At 62.4% G+C, this 18,525-nt stretch carries 13 protein-coding genes and 2 tRNA genes; 6 read left to right on the forward strand and 9 right to left on the reverse strand.

Features of this window, described 5'->3' with window-relative positions; translation table 11 throughout:
- Positions 1-28 precede the first annotated feature (28 nt).
- Together gloB and AACQ43_RS02480 are read left to right on the forward strand one after the other, a co-directional pair.
- On the forward strand, positions 29-793 hold the full coding sequence (gloB, locus tag AACQ43_RS02475) for a hydroxyacylglutathione hydrolase (protein WP_168965739.1): 765 nt from the start codon (positions 29-31) through the stop codon (positions 791-793).
- A gap of 70 nt (positions 794-863) precedes the next feature.
- Positions 864-2,411 carry a LysM peptidoglycan-binding domain-containing protein gene (locus tag AACQ43_RS02480; RefSeq protein WP_168965741.1) on the forward strand — a complete coding sequence of 516 codons (1,548 nt, stop codon included), beginning with the start codon at positions 864-866 and terminating at the stop codon, positions 2,409-2,411.
- A gap of 85 nt (positions 2,412-2,496) precedes the next feature.
- On the opposite strand, the gene AACQ43_RS02485 is transcribed toward AACQ43_RS02480, so the two are convergent.
- A complete protein-coding gene (locus AACQ43_RS02485) occupies positions 2,497-3,342 on the reverse strand; it encodes an endonuclease/exonuclease/phosphatase family protein (RefSeq protein ID WP_016350239.1) in 846 nt (281 codons plus the stop codon).
- A 111-nt stretch (positions 3,343-3,453) separates the two neighbouring features.
- On the opposite strand from AACQ43_RS02485, the gene AACQ43_RS02490 reads away from it, so the two are divergent.
- Complete coding sequence (locus AACQ43_RS02490; protein WP_005299261.1) at positions 3,454-3,678, forward strand: hypothetical protein; 225 nt, start codon at positions 3,454-3,456, stop codon at positions 3,676-3,678.
- Positions 3,679-3,684: 6 nt separating this feature from the next.
- Here the strand turns inward: AACQ43_RS02490 and yciA are convergent, their stop codons facing one another.
- The 5 genes from yciA to AACQ43_RS02515 form a co-directional block, all read right to left on the reverse strand.
- On the reverse strand, positions 3,685-4,080 hold the full coding sequence (gene yciA, locus AACQ43_RS02495; protein WP_168965743.1) for an acyl-CoA thioester hydrolase YciA: 396 nt from the start codon (positions 4,078-4,080) through the stop codon (positions 3,685-3,687).
- A 140-nt stretch (positions 4,081-4,220) separates the two neighbouring features.
- The gene (locus tag AACQ43_RS02500; protein ID WP_168965745.1) at positions 4,221-5,033 is read right to left on the reverse strand and encodes an NAD-dependent epimerase/dehydratase family protein; all 813 of its coding nucleotides are present in this window, start codon (positions 5,031-5,033) and stop codon (positions 4,221-4,223) included.
- A gap of 258 nt (positions 5,034-5,291) precedes the next feature.
- Positions 5,292-6,290, reverse strand: coding sequence for a LacI family DNA-binding transcriptional regulator (locus tag AACQ43_RS02505; protein ID WP_041218298.1), 999 nt, complete (start codon positions 6,288-6,290; stop codon positions 5,292-5,294).
- A gap of 179 nt (positions 6,291-6,469) precedes the next feature.
- Positions 6,470-8,386, reverse strand: coding sequence for a transglycosylase SLT domain-containing protein (locus AACQ43_RS02510; RefSeq protein ID WP_168965748.1), 1,917 nt, complete (start codon positions 8,384-8,386; stop codon positions 6,470-6,472).
- Positions 8,387-8,470: 84 nt separating this feature from the next.
- Positions 8,471-10,987, reverse strand: a complete 2,517-nt coding sequence (locus AACQ43_RS02515; RefSeq protein WP_168965750.1) for a putative bifunctional diguanylate cyclase/phosphodiesterase — start codon at positions 10,985-10,987, stop codon at positions 8,471-8,473.
- A 371-nt stretch (positions 10,988-11,358) separates the two neighbouring features.
- Between AACQ43_RS02515 and hpf the strand changes: the two genes are divergently transcribed.
- Positions 11,359-11,697, forward strand: a complete 339-nt coding sequence (hpf, locus tag AACQ43_RS02520; protein ID WP_060388964.1) for a ribosome hibernation-promoting factor, HPF/YfiA family — start codon at positions 11,359-11,361, stop codon at positions 11,695-11,697.
- A gap of 81 nt (positions 11,698-11,778) precedes the next feature.
- On the opposite strand, the gene AACQ43_RS02525 is transcribed toward hpf, so the two are convergent.
- Positions 11,779-12,294 carry a VC2046/SO_2500 family protein gene (locus AACQ43_RS02525; protein WP_102989926.1) on the reverse strand — a complete coding sequence of 172 codons (516 nt, stop codon included), beginning with the start codon at positions 12,292-12,294 and terminating at the stop codon, positions 11,779-11,781.
- 125 nt (positions 12,295-12,419) lie between these two features.
- On the opposite strand from AACQ43_RS02525, the gene AACQ43_RS02530 reads away from it, so the two are divergent.
- Both AACQ43_RS02530 and AACQ43_RS02535 read left to right on the forward strand, forming a co-directional pair.
- Positions 12,420-12,504: transfer RNA gene (locus AACQ43_RS02530), tRNA-Tyr, on the forward strand.
- 52 nt (positions 12,505-12,556) lie between these two features.
- Positions 12,557-12,641: transfer RNA gene (locus AACQ43_RS02535), tRNA-Tyr, on the forward strand.
- A gap of 123 nt (positions 12,642-12,764) precedes the next feature.
- Here AACQ43_RS02535 and tamB read toward each other — a convergent pair.
- Entirely contained in the window at positions 12,765-16,550 is a 3,786-nt protein-coding gene (tamB, locus tag AACQ43_RS02540; RefSeq protein ID WP_168965752.1) for an autotransporter assembly complex protein TamB, read from the reverse strand.
- Between the two features lie 79 nt (positions 16,551-16,629).
- A complete protein-coding gene (gene tamA / locus AACQ43_RS02545; protein ID WP_024943793.1) occupies positions 16,630-18,405 on the reverse strand; it encodes an autotransporter assembly complex protein TamA in 1,776 nt (591 codons plus the stop codon).
- Positions 18,406-18,525 lie beyond the last annotated feature (120 nt).

An 18,525-nucleotide genomic window follows, 5' to 3' on the forward strand; every position in this document is an offset into this window, starting at 1 on the left:
GATACCCTCCATAAAGAGAAGCAGACTCATGTATCCAGTGATCACAGTTCCTGCCTTTAACGACAACTACATCTGGTTGATCCGACACGAAAATCACTGCCTGGTCGTCGACCCGGGCGATGCCGAACCCGTGCTGGAGCGACTGGCCGCACTGGAGCTGCAGCTCGACGCAATTCTGCTGACCCATCACCACCACGATCATGTGGGAGGCGTCACCGCCCTGCTCGGCCACTTCCCCCATGCCAGACTCTATGGTCCCAAACTTGACCCCATGCCCGCTCATCACGGCCAGTGGCTCGATGACGGGGATCAGATCAACTGGCACGGTCTGAGTCTCGAGGTGATCCATGTGCCCGGCCATACCCATGGCCACATCGCCTATTACGGCCACGGCATGCTGTTTTGTGGCGATACCCTCTTCAGTGCCGGTTGCGGCCGCCTGTTCGAAGGTACCCCGGCCCAGATGCACACCTCACTGCAACGACTCGCCGCCCTGCCCGACGACACCCTCATTTATTGTGCCCATGAGTACACCCTCTCCAACCTGCGCTTCGCCTACGCGGTCGAGCCGGACAACCAGGCGATCCAGCAGCGGATCGGGCTGATCAGCAAGCTGCGCCAGCAGGGTCTGCCGAGTCTGCCATCACGGCTGGGGGATGAGCGGGAGTTCAACGTTTTTCTGCGATGCGAACAGGATTCCGTGAAATTTTCTGCTGAGAAACACGCCTTAAAATGCTTGGAAAATCCAGAGGATACCTTCACCGTGCTGCGATCCTGGAAGGACGTTTTTTGAACAAACCTTGATCAGGGGGCCATTGCCCCTTATGATGCGAGCTGTTTTTCCTAAAGATGACCTGAGCGAGATGAAGGTACGAACGGCCTTATTGGCGGCGCTGTTTCTCAGCGGCTGCCAAAACCTGAGCCATCAGGATGACCGGGCGCTAACGGCAATCGAGCCGATCAAGTCCCCCCAAGTCAACAAAAAAGCGTATAAAAAACATTCGGCGCGCTTCCTGTTCGGAGACGAACAGATCGACGAACTGGATGACACCGATAACCTGTGGGTGCGTATCAGCGATGATATGCAGTTTGATCCGCAGGAGAACGACCGTGTCCGTCAGCAGCGTGATTGGTTGTTGCGCAATGATAAGCATCTGGCGACCATTGCCAGCCGGGCTGAGCCCTACCTGTATCTGATGGTAGAGGAAATCGAACGGCGTGAGCTGCCAATGGAGCTTATTACCATCCCCATGATCGAGAGCATGTTCGATCCCCACGCCCGTTCCCGCAGCAATGCGGTGGGTCTGTGGCAGTTCGTTCCTGCGACCGGCAAGAACTTCGGCCTGCGCCACGACAACTGGTACGACGGCCGCCGCGATGTACTGGCCTCCACCAACGCCGCGCTGGATTATCTGGAATACCTGAACCGTTTCTTCGACGGCGACTGGCTGCAGACGCTGGCGGCTTACAATGCCGGTGAAGGACGGGTGCGCAACGCCATCACCCGCAATCAGAAGGCAGGCCGACCGACCGACTACTGGTCACTCGATCTGCCCCGCGAAACCCGGATGTATGTGCCCAAAATCCTGGCCATGGCCGACATGATCCGCAATGCGGACAAGTACAATGTCACCTTGCCGGTACTGGCCAACAAGCCTCAGCTGCGGGTGGTCAACACCGGCGGCCAGATCGATCTGAACGTAGCAGCCCAGCTGGCAGGCCTGCGTCCGGCTCAGCTGAAAGAGGTCAATCCGGCCCTGACGCGCTGGTCGACCTCACCCAAGGGGCCCTATCGCCTGCTGGTACCGGTCGAGTATGCCGATACCCTGGAGCTGGCCCTGGCCGATCTGCCCCAGAGCGAGCGCATCCGCACCCGCTCCTATCAGGTCACCAGCGGCGACACCCTCTCTCGCATCGCCCAGAATCACGGGGTGAGCGTGCAGCAGCTCAAGCTGGCCAACAACCTGAGTGGCAACCACCTGCGCCGTGGCCAGACCCTGATGATCCCGACCGGCGGCAGCAAGCCGGTGGTCAGTCAGAGCGCCCAGAGCAAGCCACAGCAGCTCGCCAGCCGCAGTGCCGGCAAGATCCAGTACAAGGTACGTGCCGGTGACAATCTGTGGAGCATCAGCCAGGCACACGGGGTAACCCATGACGAGCTGGCCAAGTGGAACGGTCTCAACGCCAAGTCGGCCTTGAAGCCGGGCATGAAGCTGGTGGTCTGGCCCAAGCAGGGCAAGAGCAGCAACAAGTCCATGGTCTATCAGGTGCGCCGCGGCGATTCCCTTTCCTCCATCGCAGCCCGTTTTCAGGTTGCCGTGATGGATGTGATGCGCTGGAATCAGCTGGGCAAGAGCGATTACCTCAAGCCGGGTCAGGAGTTGACCCTGTTCGTGAAGAACAACAGCTGATCGTTCATCACTTCATAAAAAAATACCCCGCCAAAAGCGGGGTATTTTTTATCTGGAACAGGCCACCCTGGCGGCCAGTACGGATTCAGGGGGTGATGGCCTGAGCCGCGAAACGGGCCATGATGGGGTTGTGATCCGACGCATCGGTCGCCGGGCTGCTCACTTCCACCAGGTCCAGGTTGCGGTAGTAGAGGTGATCGAGCGGTCGGCCGAACGCGGTCCGGCGCAGATCCGGCACCGGGATCGCCTCCTGCAGCCCCAGTTCGCCCACCAGCTTGTTCAGCCAGAATTCGCGCTTGTCGCTCCAGGTGTTGAAATCCCCGGCCAGAATGACCGGGCCCTGATGGCGATGGATGAGGGCGGTCAGATCGTTGAGCTGCTCGCGAAAGGTCGCCATCCCCAGCTCGAAATTCACCGCATGCAGGTTCACCACCAGCACGCCGTCAGGATCCCCCTGCAAGGGGTAGAGGCTGACCAGACCGGATTTGGGGATGCGCAGCAGCGGTTCGGGTGAGCGCACGCCGCACACGAACGCCTGTGGCGTCTTGGCCACCGTCATCACGCCGAAGGAGACGCCGCCCTGGGTAAAGGCTTGCAATTGCTGCCACTGGAAATCACCGGCCTTCAGCCATTCCAGCATGTCGGGGCGGGTCGCCGACTCCTGCAGCAGTACCAGATCCTGGGATTTGGCATACTCGTCCAGCCCCTCGCGCCAGTTTTTACGCTGACCCTTGTAGAGATTCCAGACGGTAATGCCGAACTCGCGTGGCAAGGCGGTGGAGGCCAGCGCCACCAGCGGCGGCTTCTGGCAGTTGGCGCCGGGAATGATGCCCTGCGCCGTGACCAGGTGATCCTGATCCGGCACCTCGAAACAGCCGACCAGTCCCAACGTCAGCAGCGACGTACCCAGAATGCGATAACTATTTTTCATTGGCTAACAACCACCTGCCTCTGCATTGTGTCCTGACCATCACAAATGTCATCGCTGCCGACTAGGCTGATAGCTTGTGTCCGGCCCGGCTCATCCAGAAGGAATTCAACGATGGCGAGACAGCACCAGTACCGCGTGACATTTTATGATCAACAAGGAAATTGTCATCAAGTGGAGCTTTCCACCGTCTATCAGATCAGACGGGATCCCCAGTGCGATCTCTGCCTGTTCGACACCCAGCAGTGCGTCGGCTCGGAAGAGATGCTGGAACGCATGATACGGCAAAAAACCGGGTTTGAGCAGGAAATATCCATCATCAACGCCCGGCTTATCTGAGCCGGATCAGACTGGTACCGGACGGGATTTTCCCTGTTCGTCGATGGCGACATAGGTGAAGATCCCTTCGGTCACGCAGTAGCGCTGGGCCTCGTTTTCACGCAGCACCGGCTTGACCCACACCTCCAGCTTCAGCCGCATGGAGCTGCGACCTATCTTCAGGCAGCGCCCGTAGCAACACACCACGTCGCCCACCTTGACCGGGCTGTGAAAGGTCATGCCCTCGACGGATACGGTACAAATACGTCCTTTTGCCAGCTCCTTGGCCATGATGCCCCCACCTATATCCATCTGGGACATGATCCAGCCCCCGAAGATATCGCCATTGGGGTTGGTATCGGCTGGCATTGCCAGGGTTCTCAGCAACAGTTCCCCATCGGGGTGACGTTTTGTATCTACCATCTTTACCGCTCTCTCTATATGGATGGCGGCATGATAGGGGGCGAGCCCCCCCTTGGCAAACCTCAATTGCCCGCCGCGCCACACCATTGGAGCCGCCTGTGCCTCACCACCATGCATACGCATAACACTAGGCGGGATGCTCAGTGACCCCGAGCCGCCAGCTCGGCAAACCAGTGCGCCGGATCGGGCCAGCGATAGACAAAGCCGAGCTGCTCGCAGATGCGCAGCCCCTCGACGGGGGCAAAATGGCCCGCCGGCTCGATGAAGACCGGGGCCGGCAGGCCCAGCTGGCGCGCGGCAAAGGGGTAAAACTGCTCCCGACGCGGGTGCACCGGCGCACTCAGGTTGTAGGCATCCCCATCCTTTCCCTGCGCCAGCAGCAGCTGACAGGCGGCCACCGCGTCATCCAGATGCACCAGGTTCACCGCCTGGCCGCCCCCTTCCAGGGTCTTGCCCGCCAGGAAGCGGCCGGGATGACGCTGTGGCCCGTACAGCCCGGCCGGACGCAGCACCATGGCACAGGGAATGCCGGCCCCCATCGCCGCCTGCTCGGCGGCCAGCATCCGCATCCCGCGCTCGTGGGCAGGCATGGGGTGTTCATCCTCCCCCTGCCCCGGCGCCCAAACCGAGGTGGCACTCACGAACAGCAGCCGCTGCACGCCGGCAGCCTGCGCCAGCTCGGCCACCCGCCCGATGGCGGCCGGGTAATCCTCGACCTTGCTCGGCGGCACGCAGATCACCAGCTCGCGGCAGCGAAACGGCAGGGCGGTCAGCCCGGTGCCCAGTTGCAGTGGCCAGGCCTGCAGTCCCTCTGCCGTCAGCTGCGCGGCTTTTTCGACCGATCTGACCGTCACCGCCACCTCGCGGCCCTCGGCCTGAAGTGTCCGGGCCAACGGCAACCCCAGCCAGCCAGCGCCCACAATCCCCGTCTGGTATTCACTCTCTGTTGTCATGACAAAATCCTGGCAAAAAAAAACGGCCATCCATGATGACCGTCGAAAGTAACGAAGGAAATAGCTGGATTAACCAGTTACCTCCCACAGCGGGAAAATCGGGAGCGCAGGCTCCTAATTCGTGGGGCCTATGCTAGTGGCAGGCAGTCCAAAAAGCTTTGAAGCGGATCACAGTTGAAAAGGATTTCTGAAAACGCTTTCAATTTTTCCGCAAAACAGGAGAGCGACATTGACCCATTCAGGGCCAATGTCGCTCACTCAGGCGACGGATTCCCGTCTGACCAGCTCGGCCTCGAACTTGAGCTCCAGCCCCTCGGCCGGCTTGTGATCCAGCAGGCTCAGCGCCAGCTCGGCAGCCCGGCCGCCCATCTCCTCGATGGGGTAGCGCACCGTGGTGAGCTTGGGATAGATGTAGCGGGCATAGGGAATGTCATCGAAACCCACCACCGAGATCTGCTGCGGGATCTTGTATCCCCGCTCCAGCAGGCAAGAGATGGCACCCGCCACCATGGCGTCGTTGAAGCCGAGTACGGCGGTAAACTCAACCCCCCGATCCAGCAGTTCGCCCATCGCCACATAACCGCCGTTCTCGTCGGCAAAGGCACGGCCGATGAGGGCGGGATCGATCGCGATGCCGGCCCGCTGCAGGGCGTGATGATAGCCTGCCATCCGCTGCTGGCCATCGACGAACTCTTCATCGTCCGAAGTTACGAAGGCAATCTTGCGATGGCCCGCATCCAGCAGGTGCTGGCAGGCGGTGGTGATGCCGGCCTGGTTGTCCAGCCAGACGCAGCGATCTTCGGCGCCTGGCACCTGGCGGTTGATGAAGACCACCGGGGTGCTGCCCGCCACCAACTCGCTCAGCTCCTCGTCGGGCAGCGCCTTGCTGTGCAGGATCAGCGCATCACACTGGCGCTGCAGCAACGCCTGGATGGCGTGGCGCTCGCGCACCTCGTCGTGGTTGCCGGACATGACGATGGTGAACTTGTCTGCCTTGTCCACCACGCTCTCGATGCCGCGCATCATCTGGGCGAAGAAGGGGCCACCACACAGATCCCCCACCAGCACACCGATGCAGTTGGAGCGCTTGCTGACCAGCGCCTGGGCAAAGCTGTTGGGACGAAAATTGAGTTCCTTCATGGCCGCCATGACGGCCTCACGCTTTTCTGGTGCCACCTGCGCCGTGTTGTTGATGACTCGCGACACAGTTGAAATGGACACATTAGCCAACCGGGAAACGTCTTTAATCGTTGCCACTATCAATTCCTTTGTTGGGGGAGCCTGTCTGTGTTGAACGGGCGATTATAACGAACCTGCCAGACCAAGAGATGGCGCCCGATCACCTGGCAGGTTTCCTTTTGTAACAAAACCTTATGGGATAATAACCATTTTGGGGAGGGAATGGGAATCCGGCTGCCGCCAGGGCGGCAGCCGTCTCAATAAGCGTGACTCAGCTCGCGCTCGGACATGAAGCGCAGCGGCTGCTGCAGCTTGTGCTGATAGATGAGATCGAACGACAGCACGTTCTGCACATAGTTGCGTGTCTCCTTGTAGGGGATGCTCTCGACCCAGACATCCATCGGCTTGTCCGCACTCTGATCGCGCCAGCGTTTGACCCGGCCGGGGCCGGCATTGTAGGCCGCCGCTGCCAGGATCCGGTTGCCGTCGTACACATCCAGCAGCCGCTTGAGATAGGCGCTGCCAAGGCGGATGTTCATGGCGGGATCAAACAGCTGCTGCTCGTTGCGATAGGGCACCCCCAGCTTGCTGGCCGTCTCCTTGGCGGTGGTCGGCATCAGCTGCATCAGCCCCCTCGCCCCGACCGGCGATTGTGCCAGCGGGTAGAGCGCGCTCTCCTGACGGGAAATGGCGTAGAGCAGGCTGGTGTTCATGGTTCGCTCCTGCGCCATCTGGGAGAAGGTGTGCTTGAGCGGCAGCGGGAAGCGCAAATCGAGGGCATCCCAGGCCTCGGCCCGGATGCTGGCCAGAATGGCCAGTTCATGCCAGCCCTGGTTGAGGGCGATGTGGCCGAACTCGAGGCGCTGGGCCACCGGATTGCGATCCATGTTGTGGATCCACTCCGCCCGCGCCGCCGTTATCTCGTTCATGTCGAGCAACTCGCGCACCCGCAGCAGGAAGGGCCAGCGGCTGCTGGCGGTGCGCCAGTCCGGCACCTTCTTCGCCACGCTCTGATTCTTCATCCGATAGGGCACGCCACTGCGCTGCGCCGCCATGAAGCCGTAGAAGCCACGCAGATTGGCGGTTTCCAGATAGAGATCCCGCGCCGGTTTCTGCTGGCCCTGTACCTCCAGCGAGCGCGCCAGCCAGTAGCGCCAGCGATCCTCCTTCTGCAGACCCATGGGCATGCGCTTGACCCAGCCGGAGAGTCCTTTCCAGTCCTGCTCCCAGATAGCCAGCCGGGCCCGCAGCTCCAGCAGATCCGGGTCGGCCTGGCGCACCACAGTAGCATCCAGCCAGTTGCGCTGGGCGGTTGAGCGATCCAGCAGCAGCCGTCTGGCCACCGCCCGTTCCACCGGCTTGAGCTCGGCGGCGCTCAGCGCGAAACGCGAGCGCAGATAGCCGAGCTGCCCCAGCACCGCTTCCGGCTGCTGGTTGGCATAGCGGGCCAGCCCCAGCAGCAGCAATTTTTTGGAGGGCGCGGCGGTAGTGAAATAGGCCGTGTTCATCGCCTTGGCGGGCTGTTCGAACAGGGTAATCATCTGATCCCCGTACGCCTTCATGCCGCTGCCAAGCTGGGCACCGAGGTGGCGGATGAGGTTCGGGTTCTCCGCCTCAAAGGCCAAAGTCATGCGGGTCCAGATCTTCTCCTGGGTACGCAAGCCGGCCTGCTGCCAGAGCTGGAACAGGGGATCGCAGGCATCGGGGCGAGACAGGCCACTCAGCCAGAGCTTGCCCGCCTCCTGCAGTGCCTGGCTCTGCTGGCCGGTGTAGTAGCGCGCCTGATAGTGCATGCAGAGCAGATCAGTGGAGTTCGGCTTGGCCGGATAGAAGCGCAGGAACTGGGACCACTGCTGGCTTTGGGCCAGATAGGTGAGGTAGCTGCGCTCCAGCCGGTTGGATTGGGGGGTGTCGCCGTGCTCGCGGATGAAGCGGGTCACGTCGTCATACTCCGCCGCCCCGGGCCGAAAGGCCAACTGGTAGTAATCGAGATAGGGCAGCAGCGGATAATGGGTCAAACGGGCGCGAATTTGCTGAAAACGGGCCTGATCGTCGGCCCGCACCGCGTCATAAGCCTGGCGATAGAGAGATTGTTCCAGAGTCTGCGCCGCAACCTGCGTCAGCAGCCCCGGCACGCACAGCGCCGATAAAATGATTCCCTGCACGGCTTTCACGAGAGACGTCTCCATTGAGAGGCAATGCCACCGCCCGTTGGCGGTGGTGTCATATTCCCTCATTCTACCCGTTAACCCGAGGGGCTACAGCTCGCCGGCGAGACTATTTTTACCCCCGGCCAGCGGGCTTTCACTGCGGGCAAGGCGCTGCACGTAGCGCTCCAGATAGGGCACCGGTAGCGGCTTGGAAGCCAGGTAGCCCTGGTAGAAGTGGCAGCCCTGGGCCTGCAGAAACTCCAGCTGCTGACGCGACTCCACCCCTTCTGCCGTTACGTTGAAGCCCATGTGGCGCGCCATGGCGATCACCGCCTCGACGATGGCCATGTTGTCGCCATCGCGCGGGATGTCCTGGATGAAGGAGCGGTCGATCTTGAGCTCGTCCGCCGGCAACCGCTTGAGGTAGCTCAGGGAGGAGTAACCGGCGCCGAAGTCATCGATGGCAAAGCTGATGCCGAGCGCCTTGAGCTCGCTCATCTTGCTGATGGTGTCTTCCGCGTGCCCCAGCACCACGGACTCGGTGATCTCCAGATTCAGACTGGCGGGATCCATGCCGGTAGAGGCCAGCACGTCGTGGATCCGGTCGACGAAATCGGTGGCGTGAAACTGCTTGGCACTGACGTTCACCGACAGCTGCGGGATGTGAATGCCGTTCTCCTCCCAGCGCACGTACTGGGCACAGGCCTCGTACAACACCCAGTTGCCGATGTCGACGATAAGGTCCGTCTCCTCGGCGATGGGGATGAACTCGGCGGGCGACACCAGGGCCCGGCCGGGCGGCTGCCAGCGGATCAGCGCCTCGACGCCGATGATGTCCCCCCCCTCCACCATGTGCTGGGGCTGGTAGTAGAGGGTCAGCTCCTGCTGGTTAAGGGCGCTGCGCAACTCGTTGTGAATGAGCAGCCTGCGATCTGCCTGCAACTGCATCGAGGCATCGAAGAAGCGCCGGGTCTTGCGACCGGCCGACTTGGCCTGATACATGGCGGTGTCCGCCTGCTTGAGCAGATCGTCCACCCCTTGCTCCCGACCGGGGAAGAGGGTGATGCCGACGCTGGCGCCGATGTGCAGCACCTGGCCCGCATGGTTGTAGGGGGCCGCAATCTCGCTGATGAGCCGCTCGGCAATGAGGTCGGCCTGCATTTCAGCCTGGGGGGGGCTCGCCGAGAGCGAGGGCAGCAGCAGCACGAACTCGTCGCCGCCGAGCCGCGCCAGACAATCCCCCTGCCGTACCAGCCGCTTGAGCCGGCTGGCGACCTCCTTGAGCAGCCAGTCACCGGTAGCGTGGCCGAGGGAGTCGTTGATGGTCTTGAAGTGATCCAGATCGATGAACAGCAGGGCACCGATCAGATAGTCGCGGCTTGCCTCGTCAAAGGCGTGGGCCAGGGTTTCGTGCAGCTGGCGGCGATTGGGCAGGCCGGTCAGCTCGTCGTAATAGGCAAGATCCTGGATGCGGCGCTCGGCCTCCTTGCGCTCGGAGATATCCTCGAAGCAGATGACGAAGTGGCTGATCCCCCCCCTGTCATCCTGCACCGGGGTGACTATCTCCCACTGCGGATAGGGGTAGCCGTCCGCGTGCAGCCGTTGGGTCTCCCCCTGCCAGCGGCTCAGGGTGCCGAGCTCGTAGCCAAGCCCCCCCAACCCGCACCAGAGATCGTTGCCCAGATGCAGCCCGATCACCCGTTGACTGTCAAAGCCGGTGATCTGGCTGAAGGCGTGGTTGACCCGCAAAATCTTGAAATCGGGGTCGGTGATGATGATCCCTTCATGAGTTTCAAACGCCACAGCCGACAGGCGCAGCTGGGCATCGCTCTGCAACCGCTCCAGCTCCGCCACCATCCGCATGGAGAAGGTGGTCAGCACCGAACCCAGATTGGGGATCGCACTCTGATCGGAGAAAAGCAGCGCCAGGTGGCCCAGGATCTGGCCGTTGCGATCACACAGCGGCAGGCCGTAGTAACCCTGCCCCCCTTTGAAACCGGCACAGGAGGGCAGATCGTTCGCCAGGGGAATGACGCAGGTCTCCCCCGCCAGATAGACCTGCTGGCAAGGCATGCCGTCGAGTTCGTACTCCTTGAGGTCGATGCCGTGGCAGGCCAGCACCTTGAGCCGTCCGCTGCCGGTGCGCTCCGCCAGCCAGACCGCGTCCGCCACCAGGATGTGGGCGAGCTGATTGACCAGGGTATTGAAGAAATCGAGCCCGGTCCGGGCAGAGAGCGCCTGCGCCAGCTGAGTCAACAAGGGGTCTTGCAGCAGCGGCAGTTGCTGGGAGAGGTCGGCAGGCAGCTGGGTGCTGCGGGTGGTGTCGAGTGGCGCAATCCAGCCGCAGCACATCTGCTGGGCCGGCACGTACTGGCCGCTCCAGAGCACGTGGCGCACCTCGCCCCCCTCCTCGCAGAGGTGACCGATGAACTGGGCCGGTTGCTGTGAGTGGTAAAGTCTGGCGAGAAAGTCGGCAAAGCCGGCCTCGTCATCTGCCGCCAATTGCCCGAACCAGGGGTGAGGCCCCTCTCCTTGCCAGAGCTGGTAGGAGGCATGATCGGACAGACTCCACTGGGCGTGTTGCCGATCATAAAACCACATCATCTGAGTGGCCTGCTGTTTCATGTACTACTCCAACACCACAACAACCACGTTCAAGTCCCTGACGACTTGGCAGCGCCCACATTCACAGCGCGCACGTCGGCAAGGGCGGTGCGGGGAGAAAGTGCAAAAGATGCGAGACTAAGCGGTGAAAACCGGACATGAGGTCGACATGCGGCGCTGCCACGAAGGGACAGAAACGATCCAAGTTTCTCCATACTGCCTGCCAGTTTCGTGGAGCTCAAGCGCTTTTTGGTGCAGAACGGGAAAAGATCACAATTTATTCCTCCCCTCGGAAGCAAGGCCACACTTCGTGACGAAGATCACATTTTAATGTTCAGCCATGAGTAATCTGAAGGTGAAGACACAAGCAAGACGACCCGAAGGGGGCCAATATGAAAATCGAAATTACCAGCAAAATCATCGACATCACCCCGGCTATCCGCGAGCGCATTGAATCCCGTTTTGACAAGCTCGAGCGTCTTCAGGTGCCTCTTATCACACCCCATGTGATTGTCTCCAAAGAGCGTCTGATGTTCATCGTTGAAGCCACTGCTGGCATCCCCAACGGCAAGCTGTTTGCCCAGGCAGAACATGAGGACTTGTACGCCGCCATCACCGAACTGGGGCAAAAGCTGGAGCGCCAGATCAACCGCCATACCGAGAAACCCATCGCCCGTCGCGCCGCAGCGGTTGGCAAGGAAGTGCCGCAAGAGGATGAAGCCGACGCCTAAACTGCGCCACGGCACAGCCAACAACGACAAAGGCGGGATCTCCCCGCCTTTTTGCTGCCCGAATACCGGCGTTTGTCGCCTTCAGCAACCACTGAGCCAGTGCAGCCTGGCATCCACCCCCGCCTTGAGCGTATCGAGGATCGGCAGCATCAGCAGGGGATCGTCGCGTCTGGGCTGATCCGCCAGCTTGCCCTGCCAGCGCTCCCGTCCAAGCGGCGACAGGTTGTCATAAACGGCGGGCTCCAGCGCCGGCGGGGTGCCAAGCAGCGGCGGTGAGCGCAGCGCCAGCCAGAGCCGCACATCCACCATGGAGCCCCCCTGTTGCAGCCGCTCGTTGACCTGAGCGGCCTCTTCGTCATTTGCACTGCCCTGCAGGGGCGTGGCAGGCGGCAGCTCAAAGCGGCTGCGCCAGACCCGGCTCTCTGCCTTTGCTGGCTGCCTGGGATCGAACCAGGGCTGCTCTTCCACCGCATCGGTCAGCAGGGCCAGATGCAGGCGAAAGTCAGCCCTGTCTCCGTGCTGGAGATCCTGGTTGAGACGTTGCCCCAGCTGGGCCTCGTCCACCAGCCACTGCTCACGAATGGCGCTGGGTAGCATGAGATAACTCTTGGAAACGGTGGTTTCATCCTTTATCGGCCGCAAATACGATCCTTTAAGCAGGAAAAATCCCGCCAAGGGGTTCACAACCCCGGCAGATCTGTTAGTATGCGCCTCGCACTTGTGGAGGGGTTCCCGAGTGGCCAAAGGGATCAGACTGTAAATCTGACGGCTCTGCCTTCGAAGGTTCGAATCCTTCTCCCTCCACCATTTCAAGTGCAATCACGGCAGCTACCGTGGATAAAAATTGGCAATACCCCGTGGAGGGGTTCCCGAGCGGCCAAAGGGATCAGACTGTAAATCTGACGGCTCTGCCTTCGAAGGTTCGAATCCTTCTCCCTCCACCATCATTCAAGAAAACCCGGCCTCGCGCCGGGTTTTCGCTTTTCAGCCCCCCTATGTTCAGCAGCATAAATATCGCCAATAAAAACGGGAGGCTTGTGCCTCCCGTTTTTGTCTCTTCCCGCCCGCTACAGGGTGAAGCGATAGAAGATATCCACCGCCTGGGCCACCCCGCTCATGGCCTGCAGGTAGAGCCTGGGCATCAGCTCGTAGCGCAGCTTGAACTCCGCGATGGGGCTGAACACCCCGACCCCGTACTGGAACTGCAGCCCCGGCAGCAGGTAGGCCGACAGGGTCACCTGGGTGTTGTCGCCACTGCCGGCGGTGTCGAGGGCCACGTCGCTCATGCCGAGGGATTCTCCCAGACTGGAGACCACCCCGTTGGCCTGGCTGACCGCGCCCGCCACCAGCAGGCCGTTGAAGCCGCCATCCTCGCCACTGGTCTGCAGCCCCTTGCCGCGCAGCAGATAGGAGAGCTGCTCGGACTGGGCCAGCTGCGGCTCCGAGTAGACGGTGATCTTGGGCTTGCTGGCCGGCCCGGTCACCCGCACCCCCACCGTCACCTTGTCTTCGATGGTGTCGGGATCCCGATACGCCTCTATGTTGAGGAACGGCTGATCGAGGGGGCCGGAGAAGAGGATTCGGCCATCCTTGATGATGAGGTTCTGACCATAGGCCTTGAAGCGCCCGTCGTTGAGCACCAGCTGACCGTTGCCCGCCAGCGGTCGCGAGGGATCCTGGCGGATGTTGATGCCACCCCCCACCTTGGTCTTGAGCCCCATCGCCTCCAGCCGCACGTCGTCACCCAGCCGGATGGCCAGCTTGATCGCCATCGGCAGCGGCGCCGCCTTGGGCACCGGCGGCAGATCGTCGTAGACCACGGTCACGTCGTCCGACACAGCCACCGCGCTCTCCGGCAGGCTCTTGACCAGGATCCGCGCCCAGGGGATGTCCACCTGACCGGTGATCCGGGTCTCCTCCCCCAGCGAGATGGCGATGTCCGGGGAGACCCGCACCCGGCCCATGCCTGGATACTGGGCTTCCAGCTCCTTGCCCTGGATGGTGAGGCTGCCGGTGACCGGCAGCTGTGCCCAGCTCAGCCAGCCCCCCAGTGCCAACGGCCCTTTGCCCACCAGCATGGTGCCATCGAGCTCGGCCCGGTTGCCTTCAATCTTGAGGCGAGTCACCAACTTGGAGAGGGTCACCATGTCGGAGTGCGTTTGCACTTCCCCATCCAGCAGGTTGAGCTGGCCAAACAGCAGCGGCGAAGCCAGGGTTCCGTCGAAACGGGCATCGGCCGAGATGACCCCCTGCAGCGAGCGCACCTCGGGGATGAGCGGGGCGAAGGTGGTCAGCTTGAGGTCGTCAAACTTGAGCTGGCCGGAAAGATTGCCGCGACCGGACGGATCCCGGATATAGAGCTTGGTGTCGATGTTGCCGATCTGCTCTGAGGCAAAGTCGAGCCGGATCGCCGCCTGCTGGCGCTCGAAGTCCACCCCGAGCTCGAGGCGTTGGTAGTCGGTCTTGAGCTCGTCGGCCACGAAGGTACCCGGTGTGGTGCGCACGGTGGCATGCAGGGTCGGCTGATTGCCGCGCCAGCTGGCCCGTCCGTCGGCGGAGAGCACAGCCTGCCAGCGGAAGTTGTCCGGCAGCCAGGGCCGCAGGCGCTTGAGGTCAAACTGGTTGAGGGCAAACTCCAGGCTGCCCTGCTGGGCCGACACCTGGCTGCCCTTGACGCAGAGGCTGGCCCCCTGGGAGCCAAGGCAGAGATCCCCCATGGTCAGCCGCTGACGCGGCAGATCGAGGTCGAGGGCCCAAGGCGCGTTCAGCTCCCAGCGCCGCAGCGGCGTCTTCAACTTGAGCTCGCTGAGGGCGCCGCGCCAGCGATCCCCGCGCAGACCGCCGCTCAGCTTGAGGTTGGCTGCCACCGGATCGCCCTTCATGGTGAGCGACAGGGCGTGCTGGTTGAGATCGCCGCTCAGGTTGAGCGCCAGCTGGCTGAGGCTGGTCGCCCCCTGCACCAGGCTGGCCACCGTCAGTGCCACTTCCCCTGCCGGCTTGTCACCGACCAGGGCATTGCCCTTGATGGCGATCCCCTTCAGATCGGTGCCGGCATAATAGAGGCGGCTGGCCGCCAGCTCTGTGATGACACGCGGCGCTTGCTGATTGCCGGTCAGGCGCACCTGCCCCTTGATGTCCCCCTTGAGGCCGGGGTAGAGCCCGGCCAAGTTGGGGGCGTTGAGATCCGCATCCAGCTTCCACGCCTGCTGGCTCAGGCTGCCCCTGGCCTGCAGCTGGTTGGGGCCGCTTTGCAGCGCCAGCGCCGGGATGGTCCACTCCAGCTTGTCGTTGCCGCTCGCGCTGCCCTTGATGGCCAGCGGATACTGGTTGAGCTTGCCGTCCACTTTCAGCTCGGGCAGTTGCAGTTGCCAGTGGCCCGCCTCATCGAGCTCGAAACGGCTGGCAATCTTGCCCGCCAGCGCCCCCTTGAGCTCGGGCACCAGCTCGGCCGGGTTGATCCCCTTGAATTCCGTGGTGCCCTGCCAGCGCCCCCCCTTGTCCCAGGCGAGCTTGCCGTCCAGCTTGAGCTCCCCCTTGAGGACATTGAGCAGCAGGTTGATCTGGTTCAGCTGCGTCAGATCCCCCTTGCCCGTCAGCGCCAGCTTGAAGGGGGGCACATCCGTGCCCTTGCCGGCAGTATTCAAGGCAAACTGGTAGCCAGAGAGCTTGCCCTTGGCACTCAAACTGCCCTTATCCAGCCGGTAGCTGGGCTCATCTTTGGCAGGCTTGTGCAGCGGCCAACCCAGGCTCTTCCACTCCAGCCCCGCATCAAAGGGCAAGTCGGGGTCGAGGGCAGCCAGAGAGCCCTTGAGGTTGGCGGCCACCGGCCCCTTGGCCTGCAGCGCCAATGCCAGCTTGCCCACCGAACCGCCGAGGGTCAGGCTTGCCTGTTGCCCCTGCAGTTCGCCATCCAGCAGCCCCTTGCGGGCCTTGGCATCCAGGGTCAGGGCGAGCGGGTAATCGTCTTTGAGCTGGATCTTGCCCTTGAGCACCAGATCCGCCATGGCGTGGCGCAGGGAAAGCTCGCGCAGCGCGATGTCGCTGCCCTCGGCACTGGCCGACAGCAGCAGCTTGTCGAGCCCTTCAATCAATTCACCTTGCTGATAGCGAAACGCCGTGACCTGCAATCCTTCCAGCTGGATGGGGAACGGCAGCCGGATGGCGGGCAGCTCGATGGGGGCCGCCTTGGTTGCCTGCTGCGCCTTGCTCTCATCCGCCGGCTTCGCCTTGGCGGTGACAGGCGACTTGGCCACAGCCTTGTCTTGGGAGGTTGCCTTGGGGTTGGCCGGGTTGGCAGCCTCGGTGGCCTGCGTCTCGGCCAGGGTCACCTTGAGGCCATCCAGCACGGGCCCCTGCACGATCAGTCCCTTGCGGCTGAGGGTGGCGCCGATGTCGAGGGACTTGAGGCTCACCCCCACCCCGGGCACAGTCACATCGAGATCCGCGACCTGAAGGCTGTCGACCTGAATTTTCAGGGGCAATGGGTGCCAGACGAAGGGCTCTGACGGCTCTTCCGGGGTCGGCTCGGAGTCGGCCACCTTGACCACCGGGTGGGTGACGTTAAGGGATTTGATCCAGAGCTTGCCCTGCAGCAGCTTGCCCAGATCCCAGTCCAGCACGGCGCGATCCACCGTGACGTCCACCAGCTCGTCCTGCCAGCCGACCCCTTCCAGGGTCCAGCCATAGCCGAGCTGGCCTGCAACCAGCTCCCCCTTGAGGGAAGGCAGGGCAGCCCTGGCCTGCTGCCACAGCCACTTGTTGCCCTGATGGGTGAAGCCCAGCAGGCTGACGCCGATGAGCAGCAGGAAGATGAGCCCCATCAGCCAGAGAAAAATACGTTTTACCCAGATCACAGTGCAGACCCCCGCGAAAGATGCAGCCGCAGCGGCCGGTCAAGAAAACAGTAGAGAAGAGGTGTGGAGCGCGGCCGGATCATAGTTCAGGCCCCAGCGCGAAGTGGAGTCGCAGCGGCTTCTCCTCCTCGGAAATGCCCACCGCCAGATCGAGCCTGACCTGACCGATAGGGGTCACCCAGCGCACGCCGACCCCGGTGCCTATCTTCCAGGCCTCGCTGTAGTCGACCGTGGCGGTACCGCTGTCCACGAACAGGGCACCCAGCCACTTGTCGCTGAAGCGGTAGTTGTATTCGGCACTGGCGACGCTCACATAGCGGCCCCCCAGCAGCTTGCCGTCGCTGCCGCGCGGCGAGATGGTCTCGTAGCCGTAGCCGCGCACCGTCTGGTCACCACCGGTGAAGAAGCGCAGCGAAGGCGGCACCAGCGAGAAGCTGTCCCCTATGATGGCCCCCTGTTCGGCCCGCAGCAGGAAGCGGTGATCCTCCCCCAGGGTGCGCAGCCACTTGCTGCGCCCCCACACCCGCACGAAGCTGATGTCGGAGCCCCAGTAGGGGTCGGAAAACTCCAGGGTGAGCTGCTGGCGATCGCCCCAGTCGGGTACCAGACCGCCGCGCACCCGCAGCCGCGACCAGGAGACACCGGGGATCAGCAGCAAGCTGTTGCCCTCGTCGGCGCCCTGGGTATAGATCTCGTTCTCCAGCCGGATGAACACGTCCCGGTCCCAACTCTCCGGCCGCCGCTTCCAGCGGTGCACGCTGAGGGTGGTCAGGTCGGAGCGGGTATCGTTATTGTCCTTGTACTGATAACCGGCCTGCAGCGAGTAGTAATCCCGCAGCGGGTTGCCCACCGGGATCTGGTAGTCGAAGCTGAGCTCAGCCTCGGGCTGGGAGACCTTAGCGGTGGCGTTGAGCCGGTGGCCGTAGCGGTTGACCCAGGGCTTCTCCCAGGTGGCGCTCATGCGCGGCCCCACGTCGGTGGCATAGCCGATACCCGTTTCAATCTCGTGATCCACCCGGTTGGAAAGAGTCACCTGCACCGGCACCCGGTTGCCCTCGGCCTGGCTGATGAGCGGCTTGATGTCTACCTGCTTGAACAGCTTGGTAGAGGAGACATCCTGCGACATCTCTGCCAGCCGGATCGCCAGATAGGGGTCGCCGCTCTTGATGTTGATGAGCGGACGGATGAGGCGCAGTGCCTCCGGCGTGGCGTCATAGTGGATCTCGCCGAAGTGGTAGCGCGGGCCGGAGCGAAACAGGATGTAGATCTCGGCGGTGCCCTGATCCGGGAACACCTTGACCTGGCTCTTGCTGATCTTGGCGTCGAAGTAGCCGCGCGCCAGCCCCAGACTGCCTAGATCCGCCTTGATGGATTCGTATTTGCCGTGGTTGAGGGGATCCCCCTCTTTCAGGGGCAGCTTGTCCAACAGCTCGCTGTAGAGCTCGTCGCTGCTGGCATCCCCTTCCAGCAGGATGTCGAGACGGGAGATGATGACCGGCTTGCCCGGCTCCACCTCGATGATCACTTTGGCGGGCGCCTTCTTGTCACGGCTCAGGGTGATCTTGGGCTGGTAGTAGCCATAGACCTGCAGCGCCTTTTGCACGCTCTCGGTGATCTTGGCGCGGGCCGGACGGTACTGGCGCTCCTGATAGACCGGCAGGGCATTGAGGTAGGCCTCGACGTTGTCCTTGTTCTCCCCCTTCAGTCCCTTGATCTGATAGGTGAGTTTGGCCGCCATGGCAGGCGTGACGAACAGCAGCAGACAGAGGCTCAGTCCCAGCGCGCGAAGCCCACGACGAAAGGCCCGTGCGGGCGGTGAGATCCCTGCAGGCAGGGGCGGATTGCATCCTGTCAAACGTCAATTTCCCCGAAGAACATGATTAAAATAATGCGATATTCAGAACGAATATGAGGCTCACTCGATCGCAAACGCGCCTCATCCTAGCATATCCCCGGCCCAACATCAGAGCGGGGT

This window comes from Aeromonas sp. DNRA1 (genome assembly GCF_963888745.1).
Lineage (GTDB): Bacteria > Pseudomonadota > Gammaproteobacteria > Enterobacterales > Aeromonadaceae > Aeromonas > Aeromonas hydrophila.

Coding starts and splice junctions, on each gene's coding strand:
- gloB (WP_168965739.1), top strand. CDS start 29: ATGTATCCAGTGATCACAGTTCCTGCCTTTAACGACAACTACATCTGG.
- AACQ43_RS02480 (WP_168965741.1), top strand. CDS start 864: ATGAAGGTACGAACGGCCTTATTGGCGGCGCTGTTTCTCAGCGGCTGC.
- AACQ43_RS02485 (WP_016350239.1), bottom strand. CDS start 3,342: ATGAAAAATAGTTATCGCATTCTGGGTACGTCGCTGCTGACGTTGGGA.
- AACQ43_RS02490 (WP_005299261.1), top strand. CDS start 3,454: ATGGCGAGACAGCACCAGTACCGCGTGACATTTTATGATCAACAAGGA.
- yciA (WP_168965743.1), bottom strand. CDS start 4,080: ATGGTAGATACAAAACGTCACCCCGATGGGGAACTGTTGCTGAGAACC.
- AACQ43_RS02500 (WP_168965745.1), bottom strand. CDS start 5,033: ATGACAACAGAGAGTGAATACCAGACGGGGATTGTGGGCGCTGGCTGG.
- AACQ43_RS02515 (WP_168965750.1), bottom strand. CDS start 10,987: ATGAAACAGCAGGCCACTCAGATGATGTGGTTTTATGATCGGCAACAC.
- hpf (WP_060388964.1), top strand. CDS start 11,359: ATGAAAATCGAAATTACCAGCAAAATCATCGACATCACCCCGGCTATC.
- AACQ43_RS02525 (WP_102989926.1), bottom strand. CDS start 12,294: ATGCTACCCAGCGCCATTCGTGAGCAGTGGCTGGTGGACGAGGCCCAG.